The sequence below is a fragment of the Neobacillus citreus genome (assembly GCF_018343545.2).
Taxonomy (GTDB): domain Bacteria; phylum Bacillota; class Bacilli; order Bacillales; family Cytobacillaceae; genus Neobacillus; species Neobacillus citreus.
The window spans coordinates 24252-39570 of record NZ_JAGYPE020000041.1 but is presented as its reverse complement, the minus strand read 5'-3'; the positions used below and the strand labels follow the sequence as shown (position 1 = coordinate 39570).

The following is a 15319-nucleotide window of genomic DNA, read 5'->3' as shown; positions in this document are numbered from 1 at the left end:
TTTATCATATTGGACAAAAAATGATACATAAACTGATAGTGCGGAAGTTGTAACGATTAGAAATAAGGAGGAGCGCCAGTGACAGAACTTACCTCGTCCTCACGACTGAAGGTCAAAAGGGATACGTTTTTTCTCCCAGATAAAAAGGGGGGTGTCTATTTTAGAAATAACCAAAGTTCATTCCGAATGGAAGGCAATACCATCTATCAGTGGATTGAAAAATTGCTGCCGATGTTCAATGGGGAGCAAACAATGGGAGCTTTGACTCAAGGGTTAACGGGACCGTATCGTGACAGGGTATACGAAATCGGCGAAACGTTGTACAAGAATGGGTTTGTTCGCGATGTCAGCAAAGATACTCCCCATCAATTAAATCGTCAAGTTCTTGAACAATATGCTTCACAAATTGAATTCATCGAGAATTTTGTCGAATCAGGTCCATACCATTTTCAAGAATACCGCCAGGCTAAGGTTCTCACTGTCGGCTCTGGCCCCTTCATGGTATCACTGGCTGCTGCATTACTTGAATCGGGAATGCCCAAATTAAATGTCATGATAACAGATGCGGTTCTAACCAATCGGCAGCGGCTCCATGAACTGGTGCAGAATGCGAGAAAAATAGATTCCGATGTGGAAATGGTAGAAGTACCTTACCATCATGGTACAGGGATCAATTTTTGGAAAGAAGCTGTTCAGGATTATGATTGGATTCTTTACGTCTCTCAGGATGGAAATGTCAATGAATTGAGAGCTCTAAATCAGGTTTGTATAGAAGAAAAGAAGTCGTTCCTCCCGGCCATCTGTTTAGAAAAAGTGGGGCTATCCGGTCCGTTAACACATCCAGAATCAGATGATTGTTTCGAGTCTGCATGGCGAAGAATTCATCAATCTTTCGTGCAAGCCGATGGGAAGCCTCGAGGTTACTCTTCCACATCAGGAGCGCTTTTGGCAAATGTCTCTGTATTCGAATTTTTCAAGAAGGCTACAGGAGTTGCAGGTTCAAATCAAAGTAATCAAATTTATCTGCTTAACCTTGAAACGATGGAAGGAGACTGGCTTTCTTTCATCACACATCCTTCATTAGCAGCTAAACGTAATACACCTGAACTGATTGAAAATCTTGATGAAAGACTAAAACAAGAAACGGACAGGGAAGAGGAACCGGGTTTGATTTTGGACTATTTCAGTCGATTAACTTCAAAGGAAATAGGAATTTTCCATACCTGGGAGGAACGGGATTTGCTGCAGCTTCCTCTTTCCCAGTGCTTTGTTCAGGCCGTTGACCCTATGTCAGAGGGACCGGCAGAACTGCAGCCGGAAGTTGTTTGTTCGGGGATGACACATGAAGAAGCAAGAAGAAATGCTGGTTTGAAGGGTATTGAAATGTATGTGTCAAAACTGATAGATTCCCATATTTTTAGAGGCAAGAGTCATCCAGAGGGGTTTATTGGCATCGGTTCAGGAGAAACAATCGCAGAGGCTGTTTGTCGAGGTCTGCAAGCCTATCTGGATGAAGAATTGAAAAAAAGAAAGTCTAGTCAGCCAAATACGGTTTATCGTGTACCGATGGGAGCCATAGAGGATAAAACATGCAGATTTTATTTAAATGCCCTGACTACCTTGCAGGGTCCACCGGCGATTGGTGTAAAAGAGGAGGTAGCAGGCTTCCCGGTTGTTTGGGTAAGGTCAAACGGCCATTGGTACACAGCGGCCGGTTTAAATATAACATTGGCATTGCAAAACACACTCCAGCAAGCCCTTTTCGATGCTCAAAACGGGATCAGTTCCGTGGAGAGGAAAGCGACGGAATCGATGATTTATTTGGAAAAAAAGGATAGCAAATTTGATATCCGCTCTTGTGAAGACATGACACAATTGGAACTATTACAATCTGCCATTCAGGTCCTACACAGAAACAACATACAGTTAGTGGTCTATGATTTGTCGATGGAGCCTTTTGTAAAACAAGGGCTGGCAGGGGTGTATGGTGTGCAGGTTCGAGAGGGGGATTCCAAATGACTCCACAGATCCTCATTGACGGAGAAGGTTTATTAGCTGAATTTGTTTGTAATCAATTGTCCTCCAGCTATCTAGTAAATCGTCAAAGCATTTTTGAAGAGATTCCCGAAGAAATAGAATTGGTCTTGGTGCTAGACGATGCTTGGAATCCAGCCGTTCATCAAAAAGCGGAACAGAGATTAAAGACAGCCGGTATTCCTTGGCTTCGAGGTTTCGTTTCATTCGGAGAGGGGATCATTGGTCCATTGATACGCCACGACAAACCGGGATGCTCTCTCTGTGCTGACAAACGGCGTTTGATAGCCGGACCTGACCGCCTTGAAATGTGGGATATTCAGATGAAATTCGCATCAGGAGCAAATGTACTGCGTGATGCATGGGTTTCCCGGACGGGGTTATCGCAAATGGCTATCTTGATCAGTAACGAAGTGCAAAAAATTCTTAAAGGAGAACCCTCCTCCTTGGAAGAAAGAATGTTCATGACCAATCTGAGAACTTTAACGACCTCCAGCCACTTTTTCCTGCCTGATCCATTGTGCCCGATTTGCAGTCCAATCCCTGAAGACACACCGGAATTAGCACAAATTAGCTTGACATCCAGTCCCAAAATCAATGGGGAAGGGTATCGCTGCCGTTCAATAGATGAATTGAAAACAGTGCTAACCGCAGATTATCTGGATGAGCGGACTGGAATCATGAATGGGAAAATGGCGGATTTCAGGCTCCCATTTGCCGATGTATTGGTGAACATGCCGTTGTTTGGAGCGGACGAGGGGGTAGCGGGCCGTACTAATTCCTATGAATTGAGTGAACTGACGGCCATTTTGGAGGGGTTGGAGCGATATTGCGGAATCGAGCCTCAAGGCAAAAGGAAGAAAGTTCGAGAAAGTTATAACAATGTTAAACATATCGCATTAGATCCTGCATCAGTTGGTCTGCATGACCAGGAACAATATGCAAAGCCCCATTTTCCGTTTAAACCGTTTCATCCTGATGCCCCAATGAATTGGGTTTGGGGTTATTCGTTTTTACAAGAACGTCCGTTACTGGTTCCAGAGTTACTCGCGTATTATAGTTTGGGCCAAGGGGAGGGCTATGTTTACGAAACCTCCAATGGGTGTGCATTGGGAGGAAGCTTGGAGGAAGCCATTTTCCATGGGATTATGGAGGTTGTCGAGCGGGATTCCTTCTTGTTAACCTGGTATGCCAAACTGCCCCTTCCGCGTCTAGACCCTTTTTCTGCTAACGATAAAGAAGTAGAGCTGATGGTCGACCGGTTACGTGAGGTGGCGGGATATGATGTTTATTTATACAATTCGACGATGGAACAGGAGATTTCCAGCGTCTTTGCAATAGCAAAAAACAGGCAAGATAAGGGGGTAAACCTCATTTGTGCAGCAGGAGCGAATCCTGATCCCGTAAGAGCTGTTAAAAGTTCGCTTTACGAGCTTGCTGGAATGATGGTTCGGCATGACAAAATACTGGAGGAAAACCGGCACAAATATGAACAAATGCTGAAGGATCCATATGCAGTCCGTTTGATGCCGGACCATGGCCTGCTCTACGGTCTGAAGGAAGCGGAGAACCGGCTGGACTTTTTATTGGATGACAATCGTCCATTACGAACGTTTGCTGAGGAATTTAAACAGCCTCCCACGAATACAGATTTGAAGGATGACCTGCAGGATATTCTTCAGCGGTTCCGAGAGTTGGACCTCGAGGTTATTGTGGTGGACCAAACAACACCAATCACCAAACGGAATGGATTATACTGTGTAAAGATATTGATTCCTGGCATGCTCCCGATGACATTCGGACATCACCTGACCCGTGTCAAAGGGCTGGAAAGGGTTCTCCAAGTGCCCGTGAAACTTGGATACGCCAAACAGCCGTTGACGTATGAACAACTAAATCCAGATCCGCATCCATTCCCATAATGGAAAGGAAGGAGGTTTACTCTTGAAACTGGAGACATTTTTGCACCACCTTCACTTTGATCCGGAAAAAATCACTCCGCCAGAATGGCAAGTCGATTGGGACGATGCACCGCTTCCCTATAAACTATACCGCGGCCTACCCGAGATTCCATTAACCGGTGATGTACCGTTAACGCTTGAGAAGCGAGAAGCCCATGCAGAGAACGGACTAGAGGAGCTCGGGGCTTTCTTATGGTATGTGTACGGTCTAACGCGTTACGCACAATATGGTTTCCTTGAAGATCCCGAGGATAAAACTACTGTAAGCTATCTTCAGTTATTGCGAAGATTTGTTCCTTCTGGCGGGGCATTGTATCCCAATGAATTATATGTGTATGCAAAGATTAAGGACGTCCCAACGGGAATTTACCATTACGATGTAGCCCATCACAGCCTTCGCTTGCTCCGGGAAGGAAATTACGATTCCTACTTGTCCAGGAGCCTTGGGGATTGTGATGTTTCTGAGTGCTTCTGCACGGTTTTTGTCTCGACGGTTTTTTGGAAAAATTTTTATAAATATAATAATTTTTCCTACCGTCTACAAGGTCTTGATGCCGGTGTGGTCATTGGGCAAACATTAGAAGTAGCAGATCGGATGGGATTCTCGTCACGGGTATGCTACCAATTTCTTGATCGTTCGATTAATCATTTACTTGGGCTAACCGAACAGGACGAAAGTGTATATGCGGTGATCCCGTTATCTATTGATCCCTCTATCCAATGGGGTGACGACTTTAATAAAGAAGAATATGTGTCTACCGCTGAATTGTCCCAGGAAGTGCCGTTGCTGAAAACGGAAACCTATAACCGTTCAAAGAGAGTCCTTGATTACCCACTGCTCAGAGAGATGAATGAAGCATCGATATTTGAAACAACCCAGTCATTTGTGAAGATAAAAAAGGATGGTCGTGTTCAAAAGTCCTATGGTACGGAATTGATCATGCTCCCATTTACGGAGTCCTTTTCGTACGACCTTGCTTCTGTTTGTAGAGAGAGGCATTCTCCTGATATTGATTTTATTTTAGAAAAGGTCAGTCAAACTCAACTAGCAACTTTGTTTAAAGAGGTTTTTTCCAGACCTTATCAGAATGATCTTGACGGCACAGATGGAAAAACGGGGACTCGTGTTTCGTTGTACGGCTTTTTTTATAACGTGGAGGGTGTTTCAAATGGCGCTTACGCCTATGACAAAGGCTCTCATGCACTGAGTAGAATAACAGACGGGGATTTCCGTGAGATATTGCAAAATGCTTTAACCATGCCCACTGTCAATCTGTTTCAAGTACCGCTCTGCCTGCATTTGGTTGCAGACAAGGATCATCTTAAAGAAGAACTGGGCTATAGAGGATACAGAATTCAACAGATGGAAGCGGGAATACTCTTGCAACGGCTGCTATTGATCTCATGTGCCTTGGGTATGGGGGGACACCCTTTATTAGGGTTTGATGCGAAACTATGTGATGAACTTTATCAAGCTGAAGCGAAACAAATAACAAGCCTTATCCAAATCCCTGTGGGACCGTACCGTTCGCGTGCCTGGTTAAAAGGAAGTTTAAATAGTTAGACCAGTTTACCTTGTATATCCGATATCAGGTGCCCTAGTCCAAGGTTAATTTAAAGGACTAGGGTCATTTGTTATGATCCTAACCCTAAGTAACCTATCGATAAAAAATCCAGGCGAGTACACAATTGGGTATGTAACCCTCCAGGACATTTCTAGGGGGTTTTTATAGTGGTTAGCCCATACAAATTTTCTCCATTTACATAGTCTGTATTGACAGTTCGAAAGGAAGTATCAAATACGTGGTAGGTAACAGCAGTGGATTTGCATTAATCGTTGTTTTGTTTATCCTGCTAATTATTATTTGTGCTTCTTTTTGTGGTGTCTGGTAAAAAAATTTGAATGCTTTAAAGAAAGGATGATTATTGATGGATGGATTCGGTGCTTATGGCTACGGAGGTTGCGGATGCGTCGGTTATGGTTACGGAGGTTTCGGTTGCGGAAACCCGTTTGTTTTAATCGTTGTATTATTTATCCTGTTAATTATTGTTGGATGTGCCTGTTACTATTAAGCTTTTTTTAAGGTCCTTTAAAGGGCCTTTTTTCATGCAGAATCATTTAAGATATAATAAAGAAACGTTTGCGATAAACGCAAACGTTCCTTAAGAGAGGTGTATATGTTATGGTGCTTTTGGCGGCGGTCTAGTAATATTATATGCAACTAGAATAAAAGAGAGTGGACAAGCGTTGAATTTACAAAAGATTATTTTTTACAAGAAGAATCCGCCTCTTCTTCTTCTTCTTTCGATTTCAATTGCGATTCGTCTTCTTCTCTCTATTTCGATTTCAATTTCAATTACTCTTCTTCTTCTTTCAATTTCAATTTCAATTTCAATGGGAACGAATCGTCTTCTTCTAAAGCCGTCTGGAAAGGGAAACATGCATAAAACCTCCTTTCCTAAATATTAATATCGGGTAAAAGGACAGATTAATCTTACCCAACCTGTCCTTCACCAATTGGCAGTGCCATTAAATTAATAGCCGCCCATAAAGGAAGATCCTACGATGATTAGGAGAATGAACAAAACTACAATTAATGCTGCAACATTGTTTCTGCGTTCTCTGCGTTCTTCCATGTATACCACCTCCAGTCTAAATGGTTTTTATTCATTTGATTCTCTCATTTGGAATTAATAAGCAAAGCTAGTTAGTACAATGATTAACAGAATAAACAATACTACGATTAAGACAAAGCTGCTGCCACCGTAATACATAATCCTCACCACCCTTTGTTGGCTTCCATACGATTATCACCGATTAATAAGCAAAGCTTGTTAGAACGATAATTAAGAGAATAAACAATACTACGATTAACACAAAGCTGCTGCCGCCGTAATACATAATCCTCACCACCCTTTGATTATTAGGAGGAAAGAAACTTTCCTCTATGTATATATATTTATTTGGACAAGGATTGCGTGGACAAGCATCATGGTATTCTGAAATAATTATTATTTTTTAAATTTTTCCTTAAAAATATAAAAAAGAGGCGTCTGCAATTCGTGCAAACGCCTTAAAGGAGGTTTTGATATATGGTTGACGGAGGTAATAATAACATATTCATTCATTGTTAAAGTGTGTGGACAAGCGTATAAAAAAAGAAAAAACTTTTTTAGAATAATTTACAGTATATGCTTGAAATCAAAATGTAAATATTCTGTCACTATAATATCGTTGAGGTTATGAAATGATAAGTTTACACTTTAATTACTATTTGAGGAGTGATTAAAGTGAAAACAGTTTCAGTAAATGAGTTAAAGTTTAAGAAAAATTTAACGATGATTGAGCAATTTTCAATCCAAGATTTCCTATTTAAATATATTAGACAAACCACAGAAGAAATTGCTGATATTCTAAAACTTGAGTATTCAGAGAATGTCTTTGCCAAGATGGAGGCAAAGCTGGAACCAGCAATAATTATTAATGGGGTTGAACAATTCAGATATGTGACAATAACTGAAGATAATCAAATTGTAATTGGTGTTTTAGATTCCAATAAAGAGTTAAAGCATAGAATCATTTTTCTAGATGAAGTTTAATCGCTAGCATATATGGGGAAGGTTAAATAATTGTTCTACCTACATAACAAATCTTTTAATATAGTAATCTATTTTTGGACTTTTTTGAGAACATCTCATAAAACTTCAACGAAAAATAGGCTCTTTATTTAGTGACAGCGACCTATAAGAAATCATAAATTGTTGAAGAGAGTGCAAGGCGTGTTGAATGTTGTATCTTACACATTTATCTCTCTATTCAGGTTTAACCTGATGAAATACAAAGGGGAGGAAAAAATGCATAATTTTCAATTTGAATTGCAAGGGTTGGGAATCGATCCTTATCAAGCTGGTGAGTTAGTTGTGATGGATCCACAGGGCCTGGATCCGCGCCTGCATGGCGGCGGTATGCGTTGTGGCGGCGGCATGCGTTGTGGTGGCGGCATGCGTTGTGGTGGCGGCATGCGTTGTGGTGGTGGAATGCGTTGTGGTGGCGGCATGCGTTGCGGTGGCTTTCGATGTGGAGGATTTCGATGTGGAGGTTTCCGCTGTGGTGGATTTGGCTGTGTAGGTGTTAGCTGTTTCGGCATTGGTTTAGCGGTAGGCGGATGTGGCAGCTGCTATGGCGGCTATTATGATGAATACTACTATAATGGCTACTATTAACTGCTATAACTGTGTCAGCGTTGTTGTTATATAAACTATTCAAGGAACCAGCAGGATAGTTAAATAAGCATATAAATAATAAAGGGACAGTACTGTTTTTCGTAAGCTAATAAGAAAGTATAAACTTTCTGTCGAAAGCTTTATACTTACTTAACGCATAAATTCAACTACGCCTCTGTCTTCGTCCTCGCGGACTCGCCAATCGGCGAGTTTCCATTTTTGTCCCTTTCCGTTGAATTTGTATAAATTTTAATGTGCGAAGCTTAATTGCTTCGCTTTTTTGTTTTCCCAGTGAGACGTAGCTATTAGAATTTCATTCTTTATTTTTTAGACTCCCGTTGATTTATTGAAAAAAGGGTACAAGTCTAAAGCCTGTCTTATTCGTTTTTCATAGGATAAAGTACAACAACACAAGAGGGATAGATGGTAGGGGGGGACATCAGCGGAACAATTGAAGAGGAAGGTATGTGGTCTCAGGGATACGTCCTGAGAAATCACAAAATGAAGGGAGAAAAAATATGGTCCATTTAACCGTTTGGATCACCATCGTGACTTTTTTGGTTACCCTCGGACTTATTCTTTGGCGGCCAAAAGGCATCAATGAAGCGATACCTGCAGCAATCGGAGCGGTTATTGTCGTCCTTAGTGGAAGTGTTTCATTATCAGACCTGGGGATCATTTCAGAAACCATAAGTGGTGCCGCGATTACGATCATGGCAACGATTGTCATGGCGATTGTATTAGAAAGTTTTGGGTTCTTTAGCTGGATGGCTGAGAAACTCGCGGAAAGAGCAAAGGGGTCAGGGGTAAGATTATTCTGGTATGTCAACCTTTTATGCTTCCTCATGACTCTTTTTTTCAATAACGATGGAAGTATTTTAATCACAACCCCAATCTTAGTCATGCTGTTAAACAATATGGGCTTAAAAAACAAGCAAAAAATTCCATACTTGCTATCTGGTGCTTTAATTGCGACTGCTTCGAGTGCCCCAATTGGAGTAAGTAACATTGTAAATTTAATTGCGCTTAAAATCGTTCATATGGATTTGTGGCTGCATACAGCCATGATGTTTGTACCTGCAACACTTGGGTTGCTGCTGCTGACTTGGTTCTTGTTCCTTCGCTTTAAGAAAATCTTACCGAAAACCGTTCCTACGAATGTTTCGGGGCTGACAAGTTCCTCTTATCATCCCCTCAAACCAGTGAAAGGCATTGAACATCCTTCAGAAAAAGCACGTTCAAGATTTATGCGAAATGTTCTTCTGTTCGTGTTTGCTGTCCGTTGCAGCCTGTTTGTTGCTTCGTTTTTGGGTATTCCCGTTTCCCTCATGGCTGTAATCGGCTCGCTTATTCTTTTAGCATGGAGATGGGCATACTTAAAAATCTCCCCAGCCGATATGCTGAAGAAAACACCATGGTACATTATCGTTTTCGCCTTTTGTATGTATACCATCATATACGGTCTCAATAACATCGGATTGACAGACTGGTTGATTGGTTTCATGGAACCGATGGTTTCTGGAAGCCTTCTCCACGCGAGTGTCATGATGGGCGTGCTTCTATCCGTTCTATCCAATATATTTAATAATCACCCAGCCCTCATGGTTGGAACACTCACATTAACCCATATGGATCTTAGTTTGCTCGAATTGAAAATTGCCTACTTGGCGAACGTGATTGGCAGTGATATGGGCTCGTTACTGCTTCCGATGGGAACCCTTGCTACATTGATGTGGATGCATATCGTAAGGAAAGGAAAAGTAATGATCAGTTGGTGGGAGTATATCAAAATCACGCTCGTCGTCATACCGCCCGCAACTCTGTTTACCCTAGTCGTTTTATATTATTGGGTTTCTTGGCTATTTGGCGGTGCTCTTTCGCATTAAGATATTTTAGTAAAAAAGGAGAATGAAGATGCCGATCGATTTTGTTGATTTAATAGGAAAGAAAATTGAAGTTGAACTTTCGGGAGGAAATTTTCACAAAGGAATCCTGTTAGATAGCGGATTAGACATTATCGTCTTATACGATAGCAAAAACCATCGTTTCATTTATATTCCATTCATTCATGTACAAAGATTAAAAGAAACTGAATTAGAAGAAGAAGATCTTACTAATACTCCACCGGCGGAAAAACCAATTGAAACGGATGCCATATCTTTTCGAAAGGCATTAACTGTTGCTAAAGGATTGTTCTTGAAAGTTTATGTCACAGGGAATAAATCCATCCATGGCTACCTAACCAGCATTATGAACGACTATTTCGTATTTCACTCACCTGTATATAAAACAATGTGTATCTCAATGAATCATGTGAAATGGCTCATTCCCTACCCACCAAATACAACGCCATATTCCTTAAACAGTGAAAACTTGCCTCTTATGCCAAAGTCCACTCCTTTAGCAAGGTCGTTTGATGAGCAGTTGAAAAAATTTGAAAATCAACTTGTGATTATTGATGGAGGAGACCATCCTGAAAAAATCGGCGTACTCCAAAAGATTCAAAATAACAAAATTGCTTTAATCACAGCAGAAGGGGAACGGATCTATCGGAATGTGGAGCATATTAAAACAGTACAATTACCTTAACAACGATGTGAAAACTCGAGAGATTGATATAACAACATTAAAGAAAGTGAAGAGTGATGTCATGTTGGGTCAATATTTACAAAATGAATAATCCATCCTGTTGGCAGACGAGGATGGATTATTGAATCACCGTTAACACTGTATTTGGCCGTGTCGCTTTTGTCACGGTCTTTTTTTCTGGTGTCCTACCTATGGTTATGATATGTTATTGACTTTAATTTTGTTCAGGCTAAAAAGATTTTGTCCGTTCATCTTTCTTAAAATAAGTAAAATAAAGCAGCAAGTATTGGGACAGCACTGCTTGGGTTGGGGATTGTGTTGTTACTTATAATCTATTTAATAGCCCATCGGATAAGTAAGGCTAAATCATTTGAGCCTTTATAATAAATAGGGTCCGTCCCTTCTTTAAAATCTAAATTCTATCCCATTTTCTAGATAGATTGTGTTTTGAAATCCAGTTTGGTTTACCAGATATTCAAATACATTTTTTGCGGTCCTTCTGGTTATCACGACCAGACCTAAGTTGTCAAACACGCGCGCATAGCAACGGATAATCAACGTATCATTTTCTGAAAACAGATGATAATAGACGGTTTCTTTTTGTTTTTTCGAAAAACAGTGGATAAATAAATATTCATCTGTTGGTTCTATTCCTTTTATCAAAAGTTCTTTTTGAACGATTTGTTTTATTTCCGCTATTTGATTTTCTGATAAATTTATTCTCATTCGAAGTTCACCATCTTATTTTTTATCGATAATTTTAGCATGAAATAGGGCTTCCGGCAGGGGCCTTTTTTGTGTAAACAGAAAATAGAAAATTGTAATCAAAAAAGACATAAAACATTTTTCATTCGAATATTTAACATTGAATAGAACAAATGAACTATCAAAAGGGGGGAACACGATTGAAAAATTTTTTAAGTGCAATACCCTTGTCATTACAACATTTGTTTGCGATGTTTGGTGCAACTGTTTTGGTCCCAGCACTCACCGGTCTTGATCCGGGAAGTGCCCTAATTGCCAGTGGTTTGGGAACCTTGATTTTCCATCTTATTACGCGTGGAAAGGTTCCTACTTATCTAGGTTCATCGTTTGCCTTTATTGCTCCGCTTGCGTTGTATGTGGGGAAGCTGCACTCTCCGGGTCAAGCGGTCGCAGGACTTATTAGCGTTTCCATTGTTTATGCCATTGTATCATTGATTATTTCTTTTTTCGGCTTTGAAAAAGTCCGCAAGGTTATTCCTCCAGTTGTTGTCGGACCGGTTGTAAGTATTATCGGCCTTTCACTGGCAACCACAGCGGTGACCAGTATGGCGTCAACTCAATGGGATGTCGCGATCGTCAGCCTTCTTGCAGCGGTTATCGCAACGCTAGCAGGCACAAAGGTAATCCGCCTTTTGCCGATCATCATCGGTCTTGTTGTCGGGTATGTTTATGCCGCGATACGTGGATTTGTTGATTTTGAGACAATAGCTACTGCACCGGCTTTTGCACTTCCACATTTTGTTATGCCGGAATTCACCTGGGTCGTGATTTTCGGAATGGCACCGATTGCCCTGGTTACCATCATTGAAGACCTTGGTCATATGTTTGTATTAAATGAAATTACAGGAAAAGAAGTTACAAAGGAACCTGGATTTTCGAGCATCCTTTGGGGGAATGGCATTGCAACATTAGTCTCCGGCTTCCTGGGCGGACCAGCGCAAACTACTTACGCTGAAAATCTCGGGGTACTAGCCATCACACGCCAGTTTTCCAGCAGGATCATTCAAGGCGCTGCCGTTATTGCAATTCTCCTTGGATTGTTCGGTAAAGTTGGTGCGGCAATTCAATCCATTCCAGTTGCAGTGATGGGCGGCATATGTATCCTGTTGTTTGGGATGATCGCCGCAATGGGGATCCGTCACCTTTTAGAAGAAAAAGTGAGTCTAGCTAATATGAAAAATTTAGTAATAGTTGCAATCATCTTTATCATCGGTGTTGGATATGCCCACAATGGTATCGCCTACGCTACTATTGCTGGATTGCTTATCCATTGGCTCGTACCCGATTTTACGACAAAAAACGAGAGTTAAAATGACACATGGGGACGGTTCTTGTGCATCAATTTTTAGTTCGCACTTCAGTGAACCAAAATGACACAAGAGAACCGTCCCCATGAACCATTCTTTAATCGCGCATTGCTCCTGCCTCTCGGGAAGTCATCGCACCTTGTCCTGCACTTACATCTTTTTGAATTTCTTGTTTTACTTTTTGTGCATCAGTTCCAGCAAATTCCGGTTTCATCATGGAACCCGCATTCCCTTTAGCTTGTTGGTTCTGCTGCATATAAATCCTCCTTAATTTGTGGTTAAACGCTCTTATTATGGCTTAATTAAGGAAAACCATCCAATCTTCGAAAATCGACTTAAAAATTCATCCTTGATTGTCCGCCATCAACATTGATGCTGGCCCCGACAATCCAGGATGCTTTTTCAGAAGCAAGGAATACCGCAACATTAGCGATTTCTTCTGGGGTACCGAAGCGGCCAGCGGGAATTTCCTTATTCACAAACTCTTTGATGCCCTCCGGGTCTTCGTTCATGCGTCTTATCCAATTGCCAGTCTCGTGCAAAATACTTCCGGGAGCAATACTGTTCACTCGTATACCATAAGGAATCACTTCGTCAGCCAAAGACTTCGTAAAACTGATGAGTGCAGCTTTTGCATTATTGTAGGTAACTTTTCCGCCGCTTTCCCTACCATAAACAGAGGTAATATTAATGATTGATCCCGACCTCTGATTTTTCATGTGAATTGCAGCCAGTTTACTCAAATGTACTGCGGAAAAATAGTTCAGTTCCATTGCCTGATAAAAAAGCTCCATATCGGTTTCAATTGTTTTACCACCGTTGCTGCCACCGGCATTGTTAATCAGGATATCAATCGTTCCATTTTCCTCGATAAACGTGTGAATCAATTTGTCCCGTTCCACTTGATTAGTAAGGTCAGCCTGATAAATTGATACGTTGCCGCCAAGTACCGCTTTTGCCTCTTCTAAATAACCTAAACCTCTGGCGGTAATCGTAACATTTGCGCCTTCCGCAATAAATGCCTCGGCAATCGCTTTTCCGATTCCTTTTGAACCGCCAGTAATAAGTACGTTTTTGCCTTGTAATTGCAAGTCCATTGTTTAAAGCTCCTTTATTCAGATCATTTTTGTGTTATGTATGGGGGCGGATCAGCGGCTTGAGGGTTACCATCAATAACCGTCCCGGTGGTTTCCCGATTCCTGTTCATGAGCGATTTAAGTTGTGTGAGACTTTTTCTTTTTATTTAAAATAAAAATTTCTCTTATAAATGCACCCACTATCGAGGAAAGTATGATGACAACGATAAGATTCAACACTTTGATAAATACATAGGGTGAGCCAATCACTAATACACTATCAAAAATCACAATGATTCCAAAAAGAATGCAAAAAATAATGAGTTTGGCCGGCGTATTTACTTTCTCATTACCTATCTCTTTCCCCTCCTGGTCTGCTCCTTTATATACAACTTTCTTCTATTTTAGCACAAAATGGAAATGGGGTTTTTTGCTTTCTTAAAACAACTATAAAAATAATGAAAACAAATCCGTGATTAATCCGTTGAAACCTTCTCGAGTTATTAACGTATATGAGTACAAATATAGCGGTTTGTAGGAGAGGGGAACAAGTATATCTGAGAAGTGCTCTATAAAATGTGGAAGCAAAAATGCAGGAACAAAAGGGTCCCCGTGGCTTAGATTAAATAGAAGTAGAGGTTGTTAACAATGATTGGAAAAAGAACAATACATATTCTAAATGGACTAGCTATGTATAATTTTTACAAAAAGACAAATTTTCTTGAACAAGAATTAATGGTTCCCTTTAACGAGGCGATGTGCTATGGAAATACGAGTCCCAATCTATTTTCCAAAGAATTCATCCAAATACGTGCGAAGGTCCATCATGTAACGCCTAAACAATACACTGAACACACACTAACACCATTGCAGCCGCTCTTCTGCGGAAAATTTACTCATATTTCCTTATGGTTTGATGCCGATATGTTTTGTCAAATCAATATTCTGACCATCCTAGCTTGGTTAGACAAAGCAGAGCATATAGATGCTATCGATCTTTATATAGTCGATGATCAGTTTGAGCCTGTGAGCCAGTATACCTTAAAGGCGAAAGGATATTATGACATTTACAAACAAGTGTTGATTGATAAAACTATGTCTCAAAATATCAATCCCGAACCATTAAAGAAGGGGATAGGGCTATATTTGAATTACCTAAGAAAAGACAGTGATCTTATGCAGTATATTCGCAAACACCGTGATATTCCAGAAGAAGAACTTATGCTAACTTTACTGGAAAAATTTAAAGATTATGGTCTGGGCGATACACAATATTTTGAGATTATAAAATCTCAACGGCAAAATCATCTTTAAGAATCTATTTCCTATATTCCAGGAGTTGCGGATAGGAATGAATAGGGAT

At 40.7% G+C, this 15319-nt stretch carries 18 protein-coding genes; 11 read left to right on the top strand and 7 right to left on the bottom strand.

The features are described 5' to 3' along the window. Positions 1 to 78 precede the first annotated feature (78 nt). The 5 genes from KHB02_RS19610 to KHB02_RS19590 all read left to right on the top strand — a co-directional run bounded on the left by KHB02_RS19610 (position 79) and on the right by KHB02_RS19590 (position 6068). A complete protein-coding gene (locus KHB02_RS19610) occupies positions 79 to 2019 on the top strand; it encodes a putative thiazole-containing bacteriocin maturation protein (RefSeq protein WP_213145606.1) in 1941 nt (646 codons plus the stop codon). Continuing rightward, the gene (locus KHB02_RS19605) at positions 2016 to 3956 is read left to right on the top strand and encodes a TOMM precursor leader peptide-binding protein (protein WP_213145607.1); all 1941 of its coding nucleotides are present in this window, start codon (positions 2016 to 2018) and stop codon (positions 3954 to 3956) included. The genes KHB02_RS19610 and KHB02_RS19605 overlap by 4 nt, the downstream gene beginning before the upstream one ends. Positions 3957 to 3978: 22 nt before the next feature. Beyond that, positions 3979 to 5559 carry a SagB family peptide dehydrogenase gene (locus KHB02_RS19600; protein ID WP_213145608.1) on the top strand — a complete coding sequence of 527 codons (1581 nt, stop codon included), beginning with the start codon at positions 3979 to 3981 and terminating at the stop codon, positions 5557 to 5559. Between the two features lie 239 nt (positions 5560 to 5798). After that, complete coding sequence (locus KHB02_RS19595) at positions 5799 to 5888, top strand: YjcZ family sporulation protein (RefSeq protein WP_372447621.1); 90 nt, start codon at positions 5799 to 5801, stop codon at positions 5886 to 5888. A 36-nt stretch (positions 5889 to 5924) separates the two neighbouring features. Next, entirely contained in the window at positions 5925 to 6068 is a 144-nt protein-coding gene (locus KHB02_RS19590) for a YjcZ family sporulation protein (protein ID WP_213145609.1), read from the top strand. A gap of 198 nt (positions 6069 to 6266) precedes the next feature. On the opposite strand, the gene KHB02_RS19585 is transcribed toward KHB02_RS19590, so the two are convergent. The 4 genes from KHB02_RS19585 to KHB02_RS19570 form a co-directional block, all read right to left on the bottom strand. Continuing rightward, on the bottom strand, positions 6267 to 6437 hold the full coding sequence (locus KHB02_RS19585; RefSeq protein WP_213145610.1) for a hypothetical protein: 171 nt from the start codon (positions 6435 to 6437) through the stop codon (positions 6267 to 6269). A gap of 93 nt (positions 6438 to 6530) precedes the next feature. After that, positions 6531 to 6632, bottom strand: coding sequence for a YjcZ family sporulation protein (locus KHB02_RS19580; protein WP_213145611.1), 102 nt, complete (start codon positions 6630 to 6632; stop codon positions 6531 to 6533). A 54-nt stretch (positions 6633 to 6686) separates the two neighbouring features. Continuing rightward, on the bottom strand, positions 6687 to 6770 hold the full coding sequence (locus tag KHB02_RS19575) for a YjcZ family sporulation protein (RefSeq protein ID WP_213146045.1): 84 nt from the start codon (positions 6768 to 6770) through the stop codon (positions 6687 to 6689). A gap of 43 nt (positions 6771 to 6813) precedes the next feature. Further along, complete coding sequence (locus tag KHB02_RS19570; RefSeq protein WP_213146045.1) at positions 6814 to 6897, bottom strand: YjcZ family sporulation protein; 84 nt, start codon at positions 6895 to 6897, stop codon at positions 6814 to 6816. A 389-nt stretch (positions 6898 to 7286) separates the two neighbouring features. On the opposite strand from KHB02_RS19570, the gene KHB02_RS19565 reads away from it, so the two are divergent. The 4 genes from KHB02_RS19565 to KHB02_RS19550 all read left to right on the top strand — a co-directional run bounded on the left by KHB02_RS19565 (position 7287) and on the right by KHB02_RS19550 (position 10808). After that, complete coding sequence (locus tag KHB02_RS19565; RefSeq protein WP_213145612.1) at positions 7287 to 7595, top strand: hypothetical protein; 309 nt, start codon at positions 7287 to 7289, stop codon at positions 7593 to 7595. Positions 7596 to 7775: 180 nt separating this feature from the next. Beyond that, positions 7776 to 8219, top strand: coding sequence for a heterocycloanthracin/sonorensin family bacteriocin (locus tag KHB02_RS19560; protein ID WP_241113978.1), 444 nt, complete (start codon positions 7776 to 7778; stop codon positions 8217 to 8219). 518 nt (positions 8220 to 8737) lie between these two features. Further along, positions 8738 to 10105, top strand: coding sequence for an arsenic transporter (locus tag KHB02_RS19555; RefSeq protein ID WP_213145613.1), 1368 nt, complete (start codon positions 8738 to 8740; stop codon positions 10103 to 10105). A gap of 28 nt (positions 10106 to 10133) precedes the next feature. Further along, positions 10134 to 10808 carry a DUF2642 domain-containing protein gene (locus KHB02_RS19550; protein WP_213145614.1) on the top strand — a complete coding sequence of 225 codons (675 nt, stop codon included), beginning with the start codon at positions 10134 to 10136 and terminating at the stop codon, positions 10806 to 10808. Positions 10809 to 11213: 405 nt separating this feature from the next. On the opposite strand, the gene KHB02_RS19545 is transcribed toward KHB02_RS19550, so the two are convergent. Continuing rightward, the gene (locus KHB02_RS19545) at positions 11214 to 11534 is read right to left on the bottom strand and encodes a hypothetical protein (protein ID WP_213145615.1); all 321 of its coding nucleotides are present in this window, start codon (positions 11532 to 11534) and stop codon (positions 11214 to 11216) included. Between the two features lie 179 nt (positions 11535 to 11713). Here KHB02_RS19545 and KHB02_RS19540 point away from each other — a divergent pair, with 179 nt between their 5' ends. Continuing rightward, positions 11714 to 12883 (top strand): solute carrier family 23 protein, encoded by a 1170-nt coding sequence (locus tag KHB02_RS19540; protein WP_213145616.1) that lies wholly within the window; start codon positions 11714 to 11716, stop codon positions 12881 to 12883. A gap of 94 nt (positions 12884 to 12977) precedes the next feature. On the opposite strand, the gene KHB02_RS19535 is transcribed toward KHB02_RS19540, so the two are convergent. Both KHB02_RS19535 and KHB02_RS19530 read right to left on the bottom strand, forming a co-directional pair. Next, a complete protein-coding gene (locus KHB02_RS19535) occupies positions 12978 to 13136 on the bottom strand; it encodes a hypothetical protein (protein ID WP_213145617.1) in 159 nt (52 codons plus the stop codon). 79 nt (positions 13137 to 13215) lie between these two features. Next, on the bottom strand, positions 13216 to 13977 hold the full coding sequence (locus tag KHB02_RS19530; protein WP_213145618.1) for an SDR family NAD(P)-dependent oxidoreductase: 762 nt from the start codon (positions 13975 to 13977) through the stop codon (positions 13216 to 13218). 627 nt (positions 13978 to 14604) lie between these two features. On the opposite strand from KHB02_RS19530, the gene KHB02_RS19525 reads away from it, so the two are divergent. After that, positions 14605 to 15270, top strand: coding sequence for a hypothetical protein (locus KHB02_RS19525; RefSeq protein ID WP_213145619.1), 666 nt, complete (start codon positions 14605 to 14607; stop codon positions 15268 to 15270). Positions 15271 to 15319: the final 49 nt, after the last annotated feature.

Bases quoted from the DNA above. Each gene is read 5' to 3' on its own strand.
- KHB02_RS19545 (WP_213145615.1), bottom strand. From the start codon at position 11,534: ATGAGAATAAATTTATCAGAAAATCAAATAGCGGAAATAAAACAAATC.
- KHB02_RS19605 (WP_213145607.1), top strand. From the start codon at position 2,016: ATGACTCCACAGATCCTCATTGACGGAGAAGGTTTATTAGCTGAATTT.
- KHB02_RS19580 (WP_213145611.1), bottom strand. From the start codon at position 6,632: ATGGAAGAACGCAGAGAACGCAGAAACAATGTTGCAGCATTAATTGTA.
- KHB02_RS19570 (WP_213146045.1), bottom strand. From the start codon at position 6,897: ATGTATTACGGCGGCAGCAGCTTTGTGTTAATCGTAGTATTGTTTATT.
- KHB02_RS19555 (WP_213145613.1), top strand. From the start codon at position 8,738: ATGGTCCATTTAACCGTTTGGATCACCATCGTGACTTTTTTGGTTACC.
- KHB02_RS19585 (WP_213145610.1), bottom strand. From the start codon at position 6,437: ATGTTTCCCTTTCCAGACGGCTTTAGAAGAAGACGATTCGTTCCCATT.
- KHB02_RS19535 (WP_213145617.1), bottom strand. From the start codon at position 13,136: ATGCAGCAGAACCAACAAGCTAAAGGGAATGCGGGTTCCATGATGAAA.
- KHB02_RS19575 (WP_213146045.1), bottom strand. From the start codon at position 6,770: ATGTATTACGGTGGCAGCAGCTTTGTCTTAATCGTAGTATTGTTTATT.
- KHB02_RS19525 (WP_213145619.1), top strand. From the start codon at position 14,605: ATGATTGGAAAAAGAACAATACATATTCTAAATGGACTAGCTATGTAT.
- KHB02_RS19550 (WP_213145614.1), top strand. From the start codon at position 10,134: ATGCCGATCGATTTTGTTGATTTAATAGGAAAGAAAATTGAAGTTGAA.
- KHB02_RS19530 (WP_213145618.1), bottom strand. From the start codon at position 13,977: ATGGACTTGCAATTACAAGGCAAAAACGTACTTATTACTGGCGGTTCA.
- KHB02_RS19590 (WP_213145609.1), top strand. From the start codon at position 5,925: ATGGATGGATTCGGTGCTTATGGCTACGGAGGTTGCGGATGCGTCGGT.